Below are 21,346 nucleotides of genomic sequence, written 5' to 3'. Positions count from 1 at the left end.
GAGGAAGAACTTCCATCTCCGTGATTTCAAAGGTGCTGCCCTTCTGCTCGCCTTTGGCAATCACGAACTTGCCAACTTCGAGTACCTCCGGGCCGAACTCTTTCTGCTTTCTGATCTGAGCATCCGCTTTAAGCTGCACCGTGGTCGTCTTGCCGTCGCTGCTCTTCACCGTGAACTTGGTTCCATCCACCTGCTCGACGGTTCCAGTGAGCGCAGCCGCCGCTCCAGTGCTGCCGCCGCTGTTTTCGAGCTGGTTGTTTCCCCCGCCGGTCGGCGCGCCGACCTGCATCGGGCCGCCGCCAAGCGCGCCCGCCGAGCCGACCTGCACATAGCCTGCCTGGTACACATCGCCCTGCTGCTCGCCCGACACCGTTACCTGATCGCCCTTCTGGATCTCGCTGGGCTGTGCGTCGCCCTGCTGCAAAATCTTTGCGTTCGGCGCAAGCTGCACCGTCACCGTCTGTCCGAGCATCGGACGCTTCAGCTGAATAGAGTTGCCGTCGACCTTTTCGATGACGCCCATCATCTGAGAACCCTGGTTCATATTATCTGTTGCTCCTTCTGGCGCTGGAGAGCCTCCTCGGTCAGCGATGAACCCGCCCGAAGAGTTGCCTTGCCCGGTGGTTGCGCCGCTCTGTGGCTGGCCGCAGGCGGTGAGCCCAAGCGCCAGGAGCGCGCAAACCAACAAGAACCGTCTAGGTTTCATGAATACCTCCATACAATAATCGAAAAACGGTAAATAGCCAATTCAAGACGTTGAGATGATTGCCACCTCCTCTAAAGGTCGATCGAGGCCAGAGATCGAGCGCCGCTGATCGAGCGTTAGTCGCTCCGCAGCGCTTCAATCGGATCGAGACGTGCCGCGCGCCGCGCGGGCTCGATCCCGAAGAATAAGCCGATCGCCATCGCAAAGCCCACCGCCAGCACCATTGAGCTAGCGCTCAGTGAGGCGCGCGATTGGCCCGTTTCGTTCGCAACCACGGCGACCAGCACCCCAAGCAAGAGGCCGATCAAGCCGCCGCATGTGCTCAGCGTGAGCGCCTCGATTAGAAACTGCGTCAGAATATCACGCTCGCGCGCGCCGATGGCTTTGCGTAATCCGATCTCACGGGTTCGCTCTCTCACCGACACGAGCATGATATTCATAATGCCAATGCCGCCGACGATCAGCGAGATCGTGGCAATCGCGCCCAGATAAATGGTCATCGTCCGACGCGACTCCGTCAGCGTGTTGATCAGATCCTGCTGATTGTCGATCGAGAAATCGTCCGCCCCGCCTTCGGGCGGAAGCCCGTGCTCTTCGCGAAGCGTGAGCGCAATCTGCTGCGCTGCCTGGCTGATGCTTTTTTCATCGAACGCCTGGACGGTGATCGAGCTGAGCGCGTGCTTCCCTGTGACGGAGTCGCGCGCGCCAAACAGCTTGGTTTGCGCCGCAGTTAGCGGAACGAGAACCGCGTCGTCGAGCGAGCCGAAGCTGCTGCCGCCTTTGAGCTTGAGCACCCCGATCACTCGAAAGCTCAACCCATCGATGCGGATCGATTGCCCGACCGGATCGGCGGTGCCAAAAAGCGTTGTCGCGACCCGCGAGCCCAGCACGGCGACATTCATCGAGCTTCTGACATGCGTTTCGCTAATAAATTCGCCCTGGTGGATCTGAGCGTTGCGCACTTCTTGATATACCGGCGTAACGCCGCTCACCATAGACGACGTGTTCGCCGCACCGGCGATGATCGAGGCAAAGCTTGAATACTCAGGCGACACCTTGGTGATCGCCGGATTCCTGCCAGCGTCCGATAGCGCCTCAACGTCGTTCATGATCAACGATCGCGATTTGCCGCCCTCGCTGCCGAAGCCACCGGAGCTGAGCGAGCCGGAGCGTACGGTCAGGAGGTTTGCGCCGTTGATGGTGATCGACTCGGTAATTTCTTCTTGCGCTCCCTTGCCGATCGCCAGCAGCGCAACGACCGCAGCCACGCCGATGATGACGCCCAGCGCGGTGAGCAAGCTGCGCAGCTTGTTAGCCATCAACGTCGAGAAGGCGATCCGCGTGCTTTCGGTCAGGCTGATGCCTTTGGCCTGAATCAGCGCCTCGATCTGCTCGTTGTATGTGCCGGATAAGGGTTGATCAAACGTGCTCATAGCTCATTTCCTTCTCGCGCACAACATCGCTCGCCAACAAGCCGTCGCGGATCGTCAGGATACGGTGTGCGTGATTGGCTATGTCCTGCTCGTGCGTCACCAAGACAACCGTAATACCCTGGGCGTTGAGATCGCCGAAGAGCCGCATGATATCTTCGCTCGCCCGTGAGTCAAGGTTGCCCGTCGGCTCATCGGCCAATAGCAGCGCAGGCTCTGCTACGAGCGCTCTGGCAATCGCGACACGCTGCTGCTGCCCGCCTGAAAGCTCACGTGGTCGGTGATCCATGCGCTCTTCCAGACCTACCGCTTTGAGCGCACGCGCGGCACGTTCCCGGCGCTCCTTGGGATGAAGCTCGCCCTGGTAGATCAGCGGCAGCCCGACATTTTCAAGCGCCGTATTGCGCGGGAGCAGGTTAAACTGCTGGAAGACAAAGCCGATTTTGCGGCTACGTACTGCTGCAAGCTGGTCTTTATTCAGGTTTTCTACCGGCACGCCATCCAAGATATACTGGCCTGACGTGGGCGTATCCAGGCAGCCGAGCAGGTTCATGAGCGTCGATTTACCGGAGCCGGACGGTCCCATAATCGCGACAAATTCCCCTTGCCGGATGTCGAACGTGACGCCGCGCAATGCGTGAACCTGAATGTCGCCCATATCATAGGTTCGCGCCAGATTGCGGACCTGAATCATGCTTTTCATAGGCTTCCTGCTGAATGAAGCGCTTCTCGAAGGCTACCGGTGGGAGCGGAGCAGCCGGTCGCTGTGCGGCTGCTCCGCGACGTAGTGTACCATCAGGCTGGGAGGTTGAGGGACACCCCCCAACTGTCCCCGTGCTGATACCGAGTCGGCTGGTTCCCAACCATGCGCCTTGATTCTACACTAAGGCAATGGCCGAGATACCGGCGGGCCTTGCGGACGCGCTCCAGTATTAGGTCCGATCTGGATCAGTGAGTTCCCCTGGTCAGCGCCGCCCTGCGTATCCTCGTTGGGCGACGTCGTCGCCACGCGGTCGCCTGGCTGCAAGCACTGCTTACCGGTATCCACACACTTCACGATCTCAGTCACCGTGCCGTTGGTAATACCAGTCTCGACGCGGACCGTCTCCAGCTTGCCTTTATAGAGCACCTGGATCGTCTTGCCCGGACCGACCGACTGGATCACGCGATTCGGCACCTGGATCACGCCCTGCTTCTGCTCGACGATGAAGCTTGTGCTGGCGGTCATGCCAACCTTGATGTCCGCGCCCTTGGCATCGAAATCGACGCGCACAAGATAGGTGACAACGCTATTCTGCTCCTGGGCCGTCGGCGCGATCGAGGTGACTTTGCCCTCAAAGCCTTGCTCCGGCAGTGCATCAAAGCTGATGATAACGGTCTGACCGACCTGCACGCGGGCGACATCGCTCTCGCTCAAATTCACGTCCAGGTGCAGCGATGATAGGTCGACCAGGGAGAATGCGGCGTTGCCCGCGCCACCGGTGCTGACATACGCGCCGGGCACTACCGAGAGCGCGGTGATCGTACCGTCGAACGGCGCTTCCAAGATGGCCTGATCGAGCTTGAGCTTGGCAGCTTCGAGCTTTGCGGCAGCCTGAGCCACGCCTGCATCGGCTTTTTCAATATCCGTCTCGGCAACCGGAGATTGTAGCTGTTCCAGCCCGGCTTTGAGCTGATCGACCTGTGCCCTCGCGGCAGCGATCTCGGCGGGCGTGCCACCCTGTTTAAGCTTGGTAAGCTGCGCGCGCGCCTGATCGACCTGGGCTTTCGCGGCAGCGATGTCTGCCGCCGTGCCGCCCTGTCGGAGCTTGGCAAGCTGCGCGCGCGCCTGATCGACCTGCGCCTGTGCGGAGGCAACGTCTGGCGACTTAGGGCCTTTCGTGACCTCGGCAAGCTTGACACGAGCATCATCGACCTGCGCCTGTGCTATCGCGACATCGTTGATCTCTTGCTGCTTCGCGTTCTCGTAGGCGACTCTAGCCTGCTCAAGGCTCGTCTCCGCCTGGCTCAGCTGAAGCTGAGCGTTCCGCAGCGCCTCCTCATACTCACGCCTTTTGGCCGCTGCTTGATCCTCGTTGACGAACGGCTGCCCGGTCATCGGATCTTTACCACTCTGCGCCTGCTGGTTATCCCAGTACGCGCTGCTGTAGGCTTCCTGCGCCAACCGCACGCTATCGGCAGCTTTCTCCATGGTTTGCTGAGCGGTGGTTTTTGCAGCAGAAGCGCTGGCAGACACTTTTTGCAAGTTCTGTTCAGCCTGCCTGAGCGCCGTCTCGGCAGCGCTCACAGTGTCGGATGTTGGCCCGGAGCGGGCTTTCTGCAGCTGCGCCTCGGCCTGACGGACCACAGCTTCGGCCTGCGCGATGTCGGCGGCGGTCACGTTGCCTGTGCGCGCCTTCTGCAGCTGCGCCTCGGCACCTCTGATCGCCGCCTGGGCCTCTGCAACCTGCGCAGACGTCGTCGAGCCTTCTTTGGTTTCTTCTGAGTTCGCTTCGGCGGTCTGGAAATCTGCCTCTGCCTGTTGAACTTGAAGCCGCAGATCACGATCATCCAGGCGTGCAAGAACCTGCCCTGCCTTCACCTTCTGGTTCTGCTCAACCTCAACGTCCTTTACGCGCCCCCCGGCCTGGAAGAATAGATCGACGCTTTGTGCTGGCTTGACCGTGCCGCTGCTCTCGACCGTCACCTGGATATCTCCGCGGACAACAGGAATCGTCGAGACCTCACCGTTCGCATTGGTCTGCCAGGGCCGCCAGTATAAAGCAGCGGCCAGCACTATTGCTAAGACCGCGGCAAGGGCCATCAGCGGCCTGCGCCGCAGGCGGCGGCGAGGAGCTGGATCTTTGGGAGCTTTATCCTGCTTACGGCTGAATGGCAACCTGTTCTTCATATCGTTACACTCCTCTGGAAATGCTTCGACGGGAAATGCTTCGACGACAGCCGGAACTATCTACCCTAAGGCGGGCCTTAGGTCCACCATATCTTCAGAAAATCGGCTTGATCGATGTTGTCGTACAGCCGTATTTCATACACACGTTGTGCGTTGTACCATAAACCTGCAACATATATTTGCAGATGTGGGTTGATTAATCGTATTGTGAGTACGGCATTTACCCGACTCTGTTCACATTTTCCTATTTAGGAGGATACCAACAAACCTATCAAGATCTTGTGAAGATCTTGTTGACTTTCTGTTAGATTGGATACGGGCACGATTTCGACAGCGGCTACCGGGCCGACTCAAGCTCCCATGGCTCGAATCGAGCGCACGTTGTGCGAGGAAAGCGCCAACGACAGCCCATGTTCAACGGCTCGCTCGCCAGAGATAGCTCTATACTATTGTGCTGCTGGATGCTTGGGTAGTTCCTTGATCCTGGTCGCCGAAAAGCATTGGAACCCGATCGACTTCGACGGGTCGCGGCGATGCATACTCATGCTTGACACGCCTATTAATTTTGTTTATACTTTATCCAACATCAAAAAAATAGCTCAGTAGTATCACACTCTGATCCAGCGCAGAATCAGCATTAGTAATACTGCTGATGTTTTTTGCGCAAAATATCCAATTATCAGGTACAGAAAGACGGTCTTAACCACCAATGTCTTCATTCCTGAACCGATAGCATCTACCAAGTAGCAACACCATCAATCATTGGTTTCTTCTTATGACAACCTTATAGCCCACCGTAACAGGATGCACATTCCTTGACCAGGTCAACATTCAAGCCTGTTGGATATCATATAGGAGTCACTTGTATACCCCAATCTCCCATCATTAGCTGACACACAGCGCCAGGGCATTCCTTGACAGCAGCATACAAATTTCTTTAGCTTCGTCACAGCGTAAGGCACATGCCCTAGCCACAGCGCGCCGTGTGTATTCTACAGCCCTAATTGAAGCAGCCGTGTGTGTTCGTACTCCATGCATGAGCACGGATGATCGGTGGGCGAAGCTCAGGCCATACAAAGATCTCACGTTCGCGGACGATCTAGCTCCTGACAGCCCATAAATTCTCTAGCTCTGCTTGTCTATTGACAGCGCATCATGATGCGCTGTGCCGCTGAGCAACGAGCTGTGTTACCAGCCTCATATCACTCGTCCTCTGGACAATAAAGCCCTACGATGTGCTTTGTTGCTACTTTAGAGTCGCGATACGTGACTCGATTGTGTGTGAGTGCGATCAGGATCAGCATTGACTCTGGTATCTTCCTGTGGTTATAGACACTATCACTTGGGAGACAACTAAATACCTTAGCGCACACACATAACCCATACAGCTTTGGAATTGGGATCAAATCGAGCGATGCATGTCGGACAGAGCACAATTATGTGAGCATACTCGACATTCCGATTACCGAATATTTCGTGCAGTAATCCGAAGAGGTTGGTGATGAGTGGTTTCTCGTCCAGCAGTACGTTTCATCCACCTGAGGAACATACATATAAAGCACACCCTTCGAGTAACGTTAACCCACATACGCCTGATGCGAGTACCGAACGTAGCCGAGCGGCGCAGCAGATCGTTGTTACAGCTACTTTTACAGCCGAGCCGTTAGCGGAGGTTCTCGCTTTTTGGATGGATACGCTGGATCTTCCAGCCCAGATTGCATTCGCGCCTTACAATCAGGTATTTCAGCAACTCCTCGATCCAGGGAGCGCGCTGGCGAGCAATCACCACGGTGTTAACCTCCTGCTGATACGATGGGAAGACTGGCGGCAATTTGAAAAAGGCAGCGCGCTGGCGGACGAACGCACCGTCGATCTTTATACGACGATCGAGCAGAACGCGCGACAGTTTGTACACATCCTTAAAGCGGTCGCGGAGCGCACATCCGCGCGCTTTCTTGTGTGTGTGTGTCCTCCAACGCCGACCACAGATGCGCGCTATGCAGCGCTCTGTGATGAGCTGGAAGCGTATGCGCTTGCCGAGCTGGCGGATGCCGGTAACGTATGGCTGCTATCAGGTGCCGAGATCCAGGCGCGTTATCCGGTTGTAAACTATTATGATCGGCATAGCGACGAGCTCGGACATATCCCCTTTACCCCGGTATTCTTCACCGCGCTGGGAACGACCATCGCTCGGAAAATCTATGCCTTCCAGCACCCGCCCTACAAAGTCGTCGTTCTGGACTGTGATCACACATTATGGAAAGGCGTCTGCGGCGAGGATGGGGCGCTTGGGATCACGCTTGACGAGGCCCGCCTCGCGCTGCAACGATTCGTGGTTGCGCTGCACGATGCAGGCATGCTGATCTGTTTGTGCAGCAAAAACAATGAAGACGACGTGGTCGAAGTCTTCGAGCAGCGCGGCGATATGCTGCTGACACGCGAGCATATCGTTAGCTGGCGGATCAACTGGACGGCGAAATCGGAGAATCTCAAGGCATTAGCTGAGGAGCTACAGCTTGGCCTTGATAGCTTTATCTTTATCGACGATAACCCGCTGGAGTGCGCCGAAGTACAGGCGCACTGTCCAGATGTGCTGACGTTACAGCTTCCTGAAGACCCCAGCCAGATCCCGCAATTTCTGAATCATGTTTGGGCCTTCGATCGCTTGAAGATCACGGCGGAGGATGCGAAACGCACGGATCTTTACAAGCAGAACATCGCTCGTGAGCGCGCCCGTACTGCCGCGCTGACGCTCGAAGATTTCCTGGTCGATCTTGCGCTCAAGATCGAGATCTCGCCGCTGACGGCCCAGGCGCTCCCGCGTGTCGCGCAGCTCACCCAGCGTACCAACCAGTTCAACCTGACGACGATCCGGCGCTCCGAGGGTGAAATCCAAGCGTTTTGCCGGTCGGGGGCGGGCGAGTGCCTGGTTGTCGAAGTTTCCGATCGCTTCGGCGACTATGGCCTGGTCGGCGTGATCTTGTTCAAGACCGAAGCCGCCGCGCTTGTCGTAGATACGTTGCTGCTGAGCTGCCGGGTGCTGGGCAAGCGCGTCGAGCACCAGATGCTGGCGCGACTCGGCCAGCTTGCGCAGGAGCGCGGCCTGAGCACAGTCAGGCTGCACTACGTCACCACGAAGAAAAACCAGCCGGCCCGCGATTTTCTGGAGAGCATCGGCGGGGAGTTCAAGACTCAGACCGCCGACGGAGCCGCATTCGATTTCCCAAGCGACGGCGCGGAAACGATCGCCAGCCGACTGACCACGGTGCAGCTTGCTCCACAGCGAGATGTGCTGATCGAGCCTACGGATATGCTTCAGCCTGCGCGGCAGCCAATCGCGACACTGCGGACGAAAACCTCGCTGATGCAGCGTATCGCGGCAGACTTGCATAGCGCCGAGCAGATCCACCGGGCGATCGAGGAGCGACAGCGCCGCACCCGCGACGACCTGGACGGCGCTTTCGTCGCGCCGCGATACGCCGCCGAGGAGCGGCTGAGCCGCATCTGGGCCGACGTGCTGAGCCTTGATCGGGTTGGTATCCACGACAACTTCTTTAGCCTGGGCGGCCAATCGCTGCTAGGCACCCGGCTGCTGTCCCGCGTGCGCGATACGTTCAACGTCGCGCTTTCGCAGGGCGCGCTCTTTGAAGCGCCGACCGTCGCCGAGCTGCATGCGCTGATCGAGCGGGCGCGAGGCGAGCAGGCAGGCAGCGCCGACCACACACAGCCGATCCTGGCGCTACCGCGTCAGGAGCCGACGACCAGCTTTCCGCTGTCGTTCGCCCAGCAGCGGCTATGGTTCCTCGACCAGCTACAGTCGGAGAGCGTGGCGTACAACGATGTTCTGATGCTGCGCCTGATCGGGGCAGTAGATGTGGCGGTGCTTGAGGACGGACTCAACGCGATCGTGCGCCGCCATGAAACGCTGCGGACAACATTTCCGATCCACGGCAGCGAAGCCGTCCAGATGATCGGGCCTGCGCAGCGGCTAGCGCTTTCGCCGGTCGATCTTCGGCAGATCGTGGCAGAGCAGCGCGAGGCAGCGCTGGTGCAACGGGCGCATCAGGAGCTTGAGCGACGGTTCGATCTGGCCGATGGGCCGCTATTTCGAGCGACCCTCTTCCGGCTATCCGCCGACGAGCACGTGCTGCTGCTGTGCGCGCACCATATCATCTCCGATGGGTGGAGCTGGGGCGTGCTCTGCCGCGAGCTAAGCGCCTACTACCGCAGCGCGATTGCGAAGACGCCCGTGGTATTGCCGGATCTGCCGATCCAGTATGCTGACTATAGCGTGTGGCAGCGCGACTATCTCCAGGCGGGCGTTCTCCAAGCGGAGCTTGACTACTGGCGGCAACAACTGGCCGATCTCACGGCGCTAGAGCTACCGACCGACCATCCACGACCGGCTATTTCCTCGCCGGAGGGTGCCAGCCTGGTCTTCACGCTGCCTGCCGCGCTCAGCGCCGAGCTGGCGACGTTCAGCCAGCGCGAAGGCGTGACGCTCTTCATGACCTTGCTGTCGACATTTCAAGTCATGCTGGCGCGCTATACCTACCAGACTGACATTGCCGTCGGCACGCCGATCGCCAACCGGACGCGCCAGCAGATCGAGGGGCTGATCGGCTTCTTTGTCAATACGCTGGTGATCCGATCGCGCTTTGAGATGAGCTGGACTTTCCGCGATCTGCTGCGGCATGTGCGCGAGGTAGCCGTCGGGGCATACGCGCATCAGGACGTGCCCTTCGAGCAGGTCGTCGATGCCGTGCAGCCGGAGCGCGACCTGAGCCGCCATCCGCTCTTCCAGGTGATGTTCGTGCTTCAGAACGAGCCGCTGTCGCCGCTGGCGCTACCCGATGTGACGGTGCAGCGCTTCAACCTGCCGAGCACAAGCAGCAAGTTCGATCTGACGCTAACCCTGGAAGAAACGGCGGCTGGTCTGAGCGGTCATATAGAGTTTTGCACGGCGCTCTTTGAGCGAGAAACGATCGAGCGTCTGGCCGGTCACTTCCAGACGCTGCTGCATGGGATCGTCGCCGAGCCGACATGCCGGATCGCCGATCTGCCGCTGCTGACGGCGACCGAGCGTGAGCGATTATTACGATTATCGGATCTCACGGAGCCTACATACGCGGTCGAGCGCTGCATTCATGAACTGGTCGAAGAGCACGCGGCGCGGCAACCGGAGGCGGTCGCCCTGGTCTACGAAAATCAACGTCTGACCTACGGGGCATTGAACGCGCGCGCCAACCAGCTTGCGCACTATCTACGGAAGCAGGGCACCGGCCCTGAGGCGCGGGTTGGGCTGTACGTGGAGCGCTCGCTAGAGATGGTGATCGGCGTGCTGGGTATCCTCAAGGCAGGCGGCGCGTACGTGCCGATCGATCGATCCTATCCTCTCGACCGCCTTCAGTTCATGCTCGACGATGCCCAGGTATCGGTGGTGCTCACGCAGCAGGACCTCAGCCAACATCTGGCGGGACAGACGGCACAGGTGGTCTGTCTCGATACCGAATGGCAGCAGATCGCCCAGGAAAGCGCGCACAATCCGGTGAGTGAGACAGCGCCGGGCAATCTGGCGTATGTGATCTACACCTCCGGCTCGACCGGACGGCCCAAGGGCGTGCTTGTGACGCACGCGAACGTGCTGCGGCTGCTGGCTGCGACTGATGATTGGTTCCACTTTGGCGCGCAGGATGTCTGGACGCTCTTCCACTCGATCGCCTTCGATTTCTCCGTCTGGGAGCTGTGGGGCGCGCTGTGCTACGGCGGCAGGCTCGTGGTCGTGCCCTACTGGGTCAGCCGCTCACCTGAGGCATTCTACGATCTCGTCGGCAGGGAGCAGGTGACGGTGCTGAACCAGACGCCCTCGGCCTTTCGCCAGTTCATCCAGGCCGAGACGCTGGCCGAGCGGCTGCATGATCTGGCGCTGCGTTATGTCATCTTCGGCGGCGAGGCCCTGAATCTCGCCAGCCTCCAGCCCTGGTACGAGCGTCATAGCGACCGGCAGCCGCTGCTGGTGAATATGTACGGCATCACCGAAACCACGGTCCATGTGACGTATCGCCCGGTGAGCGCGGCGGATGCGTATGGCAGCGCGGGCAGCGTGATCGGCGGCCCGATCCCCGACTTGCAGCTCTATGTGCTGGACGCCCAGCTACAGCCCGTGCCGATTGGCGTAGCCGGTGAGATCTATGTCGGCGGAGCGGGTGTGGCGCGGGGCTACTTGAATCGCCCCGCATTGACCGCTGAGCGCTTCGTGCCCGATCCGTTCAGTCGGCCAGAGGGCACCCGGCCCGGCGCGCGGCTGTACCGCTCCGGGGATCTGGCGCGGCACCTCGCAAACGGCGACATCGAGTACCTGGGGCGGATCGACCAGCAGGTCAAGATTCGCGGCTTCCGCATCGAGCTTGGCGAGATCGAGGCCGTGCTGCGGCAGCACGAGGCCGTGCAAGATGCGGTGGTCGTCGTGCGCGAGGAGCGGCTGGTCGCGTATGTGGTAACAAACAAAGAACAACGGAACAAAGAACAAAGAACTGAGAACGGCCCTGCGGATGATTCTTGTTCTTTGTTCTCTGTTCTTTGTTCTCCCCAGGAACTCCGCGCGCTCCTGGGATCGGGCCTGCCCGACTACATGGTGCCCTCGGCGTTCGTCTTCCTCGACGCGCTGCCGCTCACGGTCAACGGCAAGCTCAATCGCAAAGCGCTGCCCGCGCCGGACTCCAGCAGCATCACATCGCAGGCGACATTCGTCGCGCCGCGCACACCTGCAGAAGAGGTCGTGGCACAGATCTGGTCGCGGCTGCTGCACGTCGAGCGAGTCGGCGTCACCGACAACTTCTTCGATCTCGGCGGCAATTCGCTGCTGGCAACGCAGGCGCTCGTGCGGCTGCATGATGTTTTCCAGATCAAAGTTTCCGTGCGGAGCCTGTTTGACAGCCCGACGATCGCGGGCCTGGTTGAAACGATGGCTGAGCTATGGGGCGATCCTGAAGGCCCCCAGGCGCTCAACGAGATCGCCACGCTGTACCAGCAGCTTGAGCAGCTTTCGGAGGATGAGGTCAGAGCGATGCTCTCAAGCCAAAGCTGAGCCCCGGCAGACCCGTGATCTACTCAACGTCCTTGGAGTGCGACCACAATGAGCGATGCTTCTAACAATACAGATGCCCTATCAGCCGAGAAGCGTAAACTGTTCGAGCTGCTGCTGAAGAAAAAAGGCGTAGCTGCTCCGCAGGCACAGGCGATACCGCGCCGCACCGAGAGCGAGCCATGCGCGCTGTCGTTTGCGCAGCAGCGGCTCTGGTTTCTGGACCGTCTGCAACCGGAGAGTCCGGCCTACAACGTTCCCTGTGCCTTGCGTCTGATGGGCGCTCTGGATCGCGCCGCGCTTGAGCAGAGCTTGAACGGCATTGTGGCGCGCCACGAGGTGCTACGCACAACCTTTGCCACCGAGAACGGACAGCCCATTCAGGTCATCGCTCCATCACAGGATATACCGCTGCACACGATCGATCTGCGGCCCGTGCCAGCCGAGGAGCGCGAGGCCGAGGCGCAGCGACACCTGATCGAGGAAATCCGGCGGCCTTTCGATCTTCAGCGCGGGCCGCTGCTGCGAGCGGTGCTGCTGCACCTGGACGCGCAGGCGTCGATCTTGATCCTGACCATGCATCACATCGTCGCGGATGCGTGGTCGCTGAATGTGTTCATGAGCGAGCTGAGCGCATTCTACGCGGCGTATAGCCAGACGAATCGCCAGCCCGGCGACGAGCCGCAGCTCCCACACATGCCGATCCAGTACGCCGACTACGCGATCTGGCAGCGCCAATCGCTCCAGGGCGCGGCGCTGGACAAAGAGCTTGACTACTGGCGCTCACGTCTGGCCGATCTGCCGACGCTCAACCTGGCAGCCGACCATGCCCGTCCGCCGATTCCTATGTTTCGCGGCGCGCGGCTCGACTTTACGCTCTCGCCTGAGCTGAGCGAGGGCCTGCAAGCCTTGAGCCGCAGCGAAGGCGCGACGCTGTTCATGACGTTGCTGGCGGCGTGGCAGGTGCTCCTCAGCCGCTACAGCGGCCAGGACGATATTGTCGTCGGCACGCCCGTGGCGAACCGCACCCGCAGCGAGATCGAGCCGCTGATTGGCTTCTTCATCAACATGCTGACGATCCGCACCGATCTTTCGGGCGCGGCAACCTTCCGCGATGCGCTGCAGCGGGTTCGCGAGGTATCGCTGGATGCGTTCACGCACCAGGAGCTACCCTTCGAGCGCGTCGTCGAGGCTGTCCAATCCTCGCGCGACCTGAGCCGCCATCCGCTCTTCCAGGTGATGTTCGTGCTTCAGAACGCGACCATCGCGCCGCCAACGCTTCCGGGGCTGAGCGTCGAGCCGCTGCCGATCGAGTACAACACCGTCAAGTTCGACCTGATCCTGTCGGTCGAGGAGACGGCGAGCGGCCTGGCTGGCGTGATCGGCTACAGCAGCGACCTGTTCGAGTCGGCGACGATCGAGCGGATGCTGAAGCATTTCCAGACGTTGCTGGCGGGCATCGTCGCGCAGCCCGATCTGCCGCTGCATGACCTGCCGCTGCTGACCGCTGACGAGCAGCAGCAGCTTCGTGTCTTGAACGCGACGATCCGGGCCTATCCCACGGATGGATGCGTGCCGCAGCTTTTCGAGGCGCAGGCCGCGCGCACGCCTAGGGCCGTCGCGCTGCGCTTTGACGATCGGCAGATGACCTACGAGGAGCTGGACGCTCGGACGAATCAACTGGCGCGTCATCTGCAAGCGCTTGGCGTTGGTCCTGAGGTACGGGTTGGCCTCTGCCTGGAGCGTGGGATCGATCTAGTGGTCGGCCTGCTGGGTATTCTCAAGTCCGGCGGCGCGTACGTGCCGCTCGATCCGGCCTATCCCAGCGACCGGCTTCAGTTCATGCTTGAGGACTCGCGGGCGGCGGTGCTGGTGACACAGGAGCGCCTACTCGGCGATCTTCCCGATCACACGGCGCAGGTCGTCTGTCTCGACGCCGATGCCGCAGCGTGGACCAGGGAGAGCGCGGCGAGCCTGCCGGTTCAGATCATGCCCGATACGCTGGCCTACCTGATCTACACCTCAGGCACCACGGGCCGTCCGAAGGCGGTGCTGGTGGAGCATCGCAACCTGCTGAACGTGCTACATGCCAGCCAGGAGACGTTTGACTACCAGGCGACGGACGTACAGCCGTGGATCGCATCGGCGGCCTTCGACATCGCCCTGTTCGAGCTGTTCAACCCGCTGCTGGCGGGCGGCACGACGGTGGTGATCGGCCAGCATCAGGCGCTGGATGGAACGCGATTGCTTGAGGGTCTTGCCGAGTGGACTGTGCTGCACGCCGTGCCGAGTCTGCTGCGGCAGATCGTCCAGACCGTCGCCGCGGAGGCTGCCAGCGGGGCGGTCGCGACGCGGCTACGCCTGATCTGCGTTGGCGGCGACGCGGTGCCGCCTGAGCTGCTTGCGGATGCGCAGGCGGCCTTTCCCGAAACGAAGCTGGTGGTGCTGTACGGCCCCACCGAAGGCACGATCATCTGCACAAGCTATGCGGTGCCACGCGATCGGCGGCCTGCGCGCCAGATGATCGGCTATCCGCTGCCCAACATGTACGTACGGCTGTACGACGCTCATCGCCAGCTTGTGCCGATCGGCGTCGCGGGCGAGCTCTACATCGGCGGGGCGGGCGTGACGCGCGGCTACTTGAATCGGCCCGATCTGACCGCCGCCAAGTATGTCGAGATCGATGGGCAGCGCTGGTATCGCAGCGGCGACCTGGCGCGCTACCTACCGGACGGCGCGATCGAATTTTTGGGCCGGACCGACGACCAGGTCAAGATTCGCGGCTTCCGCATCGAGGTTGCCGAGATCGAGGCGGTGCTGAGCCGACATGAGGCCGTTCTGGAGACGGTGGTGATGGCGCGCGAGGACACCCCCGGCGACAAGCGGCTGGTAGCGTACGTGGTACCCAATCCCGAACGCGCGCCGACCGTGAACGATCTACGGAGGTTCCTCCAGACGGCGGTGCCCGACTATATGGTGCCGTCGGCGTTTGCGTTCTTAGGAGCGCTGCCGCTGACGCCTAACGGCAAGGTCGATCGCAAGGCCCTGCCCGCGCCCGATCAGGCCCGGCCCGATCTTGAAAAAGCCTTTGTCGCGCCGAGGACGCCGCTGGAGCAGTTGCTTGCCGGAATGTGGCAGGATGTGCTCGGCCTGGAAGCGGTTGGTATTCACGACGATTTCTTCGAGCTGGGCGGCAACTCGATCCAGGCGGCGATCTTCATCAACAAGCTTCAGGAAGCGCTGAGCGAAGTCGTCTATGTCGTGGCGGTCTTCGACGCGCCGACCGTGGCAGAGCTGGCGGCCTACCTCACGAAGCATACTCCGCAGGCCGTGGCGCGCGTGTGCGGCACCGAGGTCGTGGGCGAAGATTCGGCGGAGGCGGAAGCGGCTTCGCCCAGCGTAGACGCCGCGATGCTCGCTGAGATGCGGCAGGTGATCGTGCCGCTGCCGCCGCGACCTGCGGGCAGCGCGCGCCCCAAAAACCAGCGCGCGGTGTTCCTGCTCTCGCCGCCGCGATCGGGCTCGACCCTGCTGCGCGTGATGCTGTCGGGCCATCCCCGGCTGTTCGCGCCGCCTGAGCTGGAGCTGCTTTCGTTCAACACGCTGGCCGAGCGGAAAACAGCCTTCACGGGCCGCGATCGATTCTGGCTTGAGGGCACGCTGCGGGCGATCATGGCGCTCAAAGGCTGCGACGGATCAACCGCCGAGCGCCTGATGGCCGAGTACGAGGCGCAGCAGCTCACGGTTCAAGAATTTTATAGCCTGATGCAATCCTGGCTTGACGACCGCATCCTGGTGGATAAAACGCCATCGTACGCGCTCGACCTTGAGATCCTCAAGCGCATGGAGGCGGACTTCGAGCAGCCGCTGTACATTCATCTGCTGCGGCATCCCTACGGCATGATCCGCTCCTTCGAGGACGCCAAGCTCGATCAGGTCTTCTTCCGCCACCCGCACGCCTTCCCGACGCGCACGCTGGCCGAGCTGATCTGGCTGGTCTGTCAGCAAAATATCCTTGAGTTTTTGAAAGAGATTCCGGCAGAGCGGCAATACCGCATCCGCTTCGAGGACCTGACCGCGCAGCCGCAGGAGATTCTGGAGGGAATCTGCCGCTTCCTGGGCCTGGATTTCCACCCCGACATGGCTCAGCCCTACAAAGACAAGAAGCAGCGCATGACCGACGGCATCCATGCGATGAGCAAGATGGTCGGCGATGTCAAGTTTCACCAGCATCGCGGCATCGATGCCAGCATCAGCGAGCGCTGGAAGCAGCACTATAGCGAGGATTTCTTAGGCGATCTGACGTGGGATCTGGCCGAGCGGCTGAGCTATCGGCGCCCGCAGCCGGAACAGCCAGCGCCGCGCAGCACGCTGATGCCGATCCGGGCGATCCCGCGCGACGGAAGCGAGCCGCTGCCGCTGTCGTTTGCGCAGCAGCGGCTCTGGTTCATCGATCAGCTTCAGCCCGACGGAATTGCCTACAACGTGCCGCTGGCCTTTCGCCTGACCGGCGCGCTCGACGTGGAGGCGCTTGAGCGCAGCCTGAATACGATCGTCGCGCGGCATGAGTCGCTGCGCACGACCTTTGCGCTGGGAACGCCCGCCGAGGCCGGACAGCCGGTGCAGATCATCGTGCCGACGCTGCATGTGCCGCTGCGGCTGATCGACCTGCAATCGTCTCCGGACCATGAGCGCGACGCGGCTGCCGGGCGGCTGGCGACCGACGAGGCGCGCAGCCGCTTCGATCTGGCGCGCGGGCCGCTGTTCCGGGCGGCGCTGCTGCGGCTGGACGACCGGACGCATGATCTGATCCTGACCATGCATCACATCGTCAGCGATGGCTGGTCGATGAGCGTGTTCATGAGCGAGCTGAGCGCGCTCTACGACGCGGCGGTGCGGGGAACGCCCGACGCGCATGGTCTGCCCGCTCTGCCGATTCAATACGCCGACTACGCGGCATGGCAGCATGAGTGGCTACGCGGCGAGGCGCTCAGCGCGCAGCTTGCCTACTGGAAACAGCAGCTAGCGGATGTGCCCGTGCTCAGCCTGCCGACGGATCGACCGCGTCCGGCGCTGCCCTCGAACGAGGGCCAGAGCGAGGCGTTTACGCTGCCGCTCGCTGTCGGCGAAGGATTGATCGCGCTGAGTCGGCGGGAAGGCGTGACGCTGTTTATGACACTGCTGGCAGCCTGGCAGGTGCTCCTCAGCCGCTACAGCCACCAGAGCGATATTGCGGTTGGTATTCCAAGCGCCAACCGCACGCGGCAGGAGACGCAAGGGCTGATCGGCTACTTCGTCAATACGCAGGTGGTGCGCACCGATCTCTCAGGCAATCCGGCGTTCCGTGAGGTGCTGCGGCGCGTGCGCGAGGTGGTGCTTGGGGCGTTTGCCAACCAGGACGTGCCGTTCGAGCAGGTGGTCGATGCCGTACAGCCGGTGCGCGATCTGAGCCATAACCCGCTGTTCCAGGTGATGTTCGCGCTGCAAAACGCGCCGATGGCTCCACTGCAACTGACGAACGTGACGGTCCAGCCGCAGCGGGTCGCGTACGGCACGGCCAAGTTCGATATGAGCCTGGACCTCGTGGAAACGCCTTCGGGCCTGGTCGGCGCGCTTGAGTACAGCACCGACCTGTTCGACGCGACGACGATCCGCCGGATGCTGGCGCACTTCACGACGCTGCTCGAAGGCATCGCCGCCAATCCCGATCACCGTCTGGCCGCGCTGCCGCTGGTGACGGAGTCCGAGCGCCAGCAGCTCATGGCCTGGAACCCGCCCGCGACGCCCTACCCCCAGGATCGGGCCGTGCATGTGCTCGTGGCGGAGCAGGCCGCGCGCACGCCGGATGCGGTCGCAGTGATCTTCCCCGACGAGCACTGCACCTACGCTGAGCTGAATCGCCGCGCCAATCAGCTTGCGCACTACCTGCAATCGCTGGGCGTCGGCGCAGGTACGCCCGTCGGCATCTGCCTTGAGCGCTCGCTGACGTTTGTCGTCGCAGTGCTCGGCATCTTGAAGGCAGGCGGCGCGTACGTGCCGCTCGATCCGAGCTATCCTCACGAGCGCATCCAGTTCATGCTCGAAGATACCGCGACGCCCGTGCTGATCACCGTCGCCGATCTGGCCGCGAGTCTGCCGCCCCACGATGCGCGGCTTATCTGCCTCGATACGGAGGCCGAGGTGCTGGCGGCGAAGCCCGCCAGTGATCCGGCCAACCACACGACCGGCGAGGATCTGGCCTATCTGATCTACACGTCGGGATCGACCGGCCAGCCGAAGGGCATCGGCATTCCCCATCGCGCGATCACCCGCCTGGTCTGCGGCACCAACTATGTCCAGGTGACGGCGGAGGACGGGATCGCGCTGGCCTCGAATACCTCGTTCGACGCGGCGACGTTTGAGCTGTGGGGCGCGCTGATCCACGGCGCGCGCCTGATTGGCGTGCCCCGCGAGGTGCTGCTCTCGCCGCAGGCGCTTGCCGATCATATCCGCGCGTATCGCATCGACGTGCTTTTCCTGACGACGGCGCTCTTCAACCAGATCGCGCGCGAAACACCACAGGCGTTTGCTCCCATGCGCGCGGTGCTCTTCGGCGGCGAGGCGGTCGATCCGCGCTCGGTGGCGCTGGTGCTGCATGCGGGAGGGCCGCGTCGGCTGCTGCATGTGTATGGCCCGACCGAGAGCACGACGTTTGCATCGTGGTTCGAGATCACGGAGGTGCCGCCTGGCGCAACCACCATCCCGATCGGCTACCCGCTGGCAAACACCCAGCTCTACGTGCTGGACGATCAGGGCCAGCCGGTGCCGGTGGGCGTGCCCGGCGAGCTCTACGTCGGCGGCGATGGACTGGCCGTGTTCTACCTCAATCGTCCGGCGCTGACGGCGGAAAAGTTTGTGCCCGATCCGTTTCGCCGCCCAGAGGGTACCCGTCCCGGCGGGCGATTGTACCGCACGGGCGATGTGGTGCGCTACCGCGCCGACGGCGCGATCGAGTTTGTAGGCCGGACGGACGCGCAGGTGAAGATTCGGGGCTTCCGCATCGAGCTGGGCGAGATCGAGGCGGCGCTGGCGCAGCATCCAGGGGTGAGCGATGTCGTCGTGCTGGCGCGTGAAGATGTTCCTGGCGAGAAGCGGCTGGTGGCGTATGTCGTGCCGAGCGCAGCGCAGGGCGGGGGTGTGGGGGCGCCCCCCACCATTTCTTCCCCCGCTCTCACTTCGGTAGGTGAGGTGTCCGGAGGTGAGAGCCTGCACGCCGACCTGCGCGCCTACTTGAAGGAGCGGCTGCCGGAGTACATGGTGCCGACCGCGTTCATGGTGCTGGATGCGCTGCCGCTGACGCCCAACGGCAAGGTCAACCGCAAAGCGCTGCCCGCTCCCGACTATCATCGGGGCGATCTCGACAAAACGTATGTCGCGCCGCGCACTCCGGCAGAGTCGACGCTGGCACGCATCTGGGCGGATGTGCTGCGCCTGGAGCGCGTGGGTATCCATGACAATTTCTTCAGCGTCGGCGGCGACTCGATCCTCAGTATTCAGATCATCGCGCGCGCGCGACAGGCCGGGCTGAGTCTCACGCCCAAGCAGATCTTTCAACATCAGACAATCGCGACACTCGCGGCGGTGGCCGATACGGTGCTGACCACAGTAGCCGAGCAGGGCATGGTGACGGGCGATGTGCCGCTGACGCCGATTCAACGCTGGTTCTTCGAGCGGAACCTGCCGGATGTGCATCACTTCAACCAGTCGATCGTGCTCGAAGCCGAGGAAGCGCTTGATCCGGCGCTGCTCGCACAGGCGCTACAGCACCTCCTGGCGCACCACGACGCGCTGCGGCTGCGCTTTCATGCCACCGACGCGGGCTGGCACCAGGAGAACGCCGGGATCGAAGAGCAGGCGATCGTTGCTTCGATCGATCTCTCAGCGTGCGATCCCGATGAGCGGGAGCGGATGATCCAGGTCGAAGCGGAGGCCGTACAGGCGAGCCTGAACATCACGCGGGGGCCGCTGCTGCGGGCGGCGCTGATCACCTGCGGTCCCACGCAGCCGCAGCGCCTCCTGCTCGTCGTCCATCACCTCGCCGTCGATTGGGTGTCCTGGGCCATCCTCCTCGACGACCTGCGCACCGCCTATACCCAGCTCCAGCAAGGCCGCCCCGTCGCGCTGCCGCCCAAGACCACCGCCTTCCAGCACTGGGCGCAGCGCCTCCTCGCCGCCGCGCAGACCCCCGCCCTGCGTGCTCATCTGCCCGGCTGGTGTACCGTCACGCAGCCGCTCCTGCCCCCGCTGCCCGTCGACTTCCCCGGCGGCGCCAACACCCTGGCGACGGTCCAGCATTTGACCGTCCGCCTCAGCCCTGCCGACACCGCTGCCCTGCTCCACGACGTGCCCCCGGTCTATCATACCCAGATCACCGACGTGCTGCTCACCGCTCTGGTCGAGGCGCTCGCCCCCTGGACCGGTGAGCGCCGCCTGCGCCTCGATCTCGAAGGTCATGGCCGCGAAGACCTCTTCGCCGAGGTCGACCTCGCCCGCACCGTCGGCTGGTTCACCGCGCTCTACCCGGTGCTGCTCGATCTGCGCGCTGTGACCGCCCCCGGCGCGGCGCTCACGACCGTCAAAGAAGCCCTGCGCGCGGTGCCCCAGCGCGGCCTGAGCTATGGCCTGCTGCGCTATCTGAACACGAGCGAGGACACCGCTGCCCTGCGCACGGCCACCCCGGTCGAGGTCCGCTTCAACTACCTCGGCCAACTGACGCCGCCGAGCGCGGGCGGCCTGCTGCGCCGCACCACCACGACGCTTGGCCCAGAGGTCAGCGCGCAGACCCCGCGCAGCCATCTGCTCGATGTCACCGGCCTGGTCGTCGATGGCGCGCTCGAAATGCGCTGGAGCTACAGCCGCCAGGTGCACGAGCCATCCACGATCGCCGCGCTGGCGGAGGCCTATCTCCAGGCGCTGCGGGCGCTGATCGCGCACTGCCTGTCAGCGGAGGCGGGCGGCTACACGCCGTCGGATTTCCCGCTGGCGGGGCTGGACCAGGCGGCGCTGGATCGGGTGGTGGGCGGCAGCCCGGCAATCGAGACGCTCTACCGGCTGACGGCGCTGCAACAGGGGATGCTCTACCACACGCTGTACGAGGCGGGCACGGGGGTGTATGTCGAGCAGTTGGTGTCGACGCTACGGGGCGGGCTGGATCGGGCGGCATTCATGGCGGCGTGGGCGCAGGTGGTGGAGCGGCA

The 21,346-nt window shown here is 62.3% G+C and carries 6 protein-coding genes; 2 read left to right on the top strand and 4 right to left on the bottom strand.

The window, feature by feature from the left end; all coding sequences use genetic code 11:
* The 4 genes from VFZ66_22975 to VFZ66_22960 all read right to left on the bottom strand — a co-directional run.
* A partial coding sequence (locus VFZ66_22975) for a DUF5666 domain-containing protein (GenBank protein ID HEX6292069.1) occupies window positions 1-544 on the bottom strand: 544 nt, incomplete at its 3' end.
* 278 nt (window positions 545-822) lie between these two features.
* Window positions 823-2,139 carry an ABC transporter permease gene (locus VFZ66_22970; protein ID HEX6292068.1) on the bottom strand — a complete coding sequence of 439 codons (1,317 nt, stop codon included), beginning with the start codon at window positions 2,137-2,139 and terminating at the stop codon, window positions 823-825.
* Entirely contained in the window at window positions 2,126-2,839 is a 714-nt protein-coding gene (locus VFZ66_22965) for an ABC transporter ATP-binding protein (protein HEX6292067.1), read from the bottom strand. The genes VFZ66_22970 and VFZ66_22965 overlap by 14 nt, the downstream gene beginning before the upstream one ends.
* Window positions 2,840-3,019: 180 nt before the next feature.
* Entirely contained in the window at window positions 3,020-4,822 is a 1,803-nt protein-coding gene (locus VFZ66_22960; GenBank protein HEX6292066.1) for an efflux RND transporter periplasmic adaptor subunit, read from the bottom strand.
* A 1,891-nt stretch (window positions 4,823-6,713) separates the two neighbouring features.
* Here VFZ66_22960 and VFZ66_22955 point away from each other — a divergent pair.
* Together VFZ66_22955 and VFZ66_22950 are read left to right on the top strand one after the other, a co-directional pair.
* Entirely contained in the window at window positions 6,714-12,113 is a 5,400-nt protein-coding gene (locus VFZ66_22955) for an amino acid adenylation domain-containing protein (GenBank protein HEX6292065.1), read from the top strand.
* A 48-nt stretch (window positions 12,114-12,161) separates the two neighbouring features.
* Window positions 12,162-21,346, top strand: a 9,185-nt coding sequence (locus VFZ66_22950) for an amino acid adenylation domain-containing protein (protein ID HEX6292064.1), incomplete at its 3' end; no start/stop codon positions are given.

Source organism: Herpetosiphonaceae bacterium (genome assembly GCA_036374795.1).
In the GTDB taxonomy this organism is placed as follows: Bacteria; Chloroflexota; Chloroflexia; order Chloroflexales; family Kallotenuaceae; genus LB3-1.
This window is presented reverse-complemented; position numbering and strand designations above follow the sequence as displayed.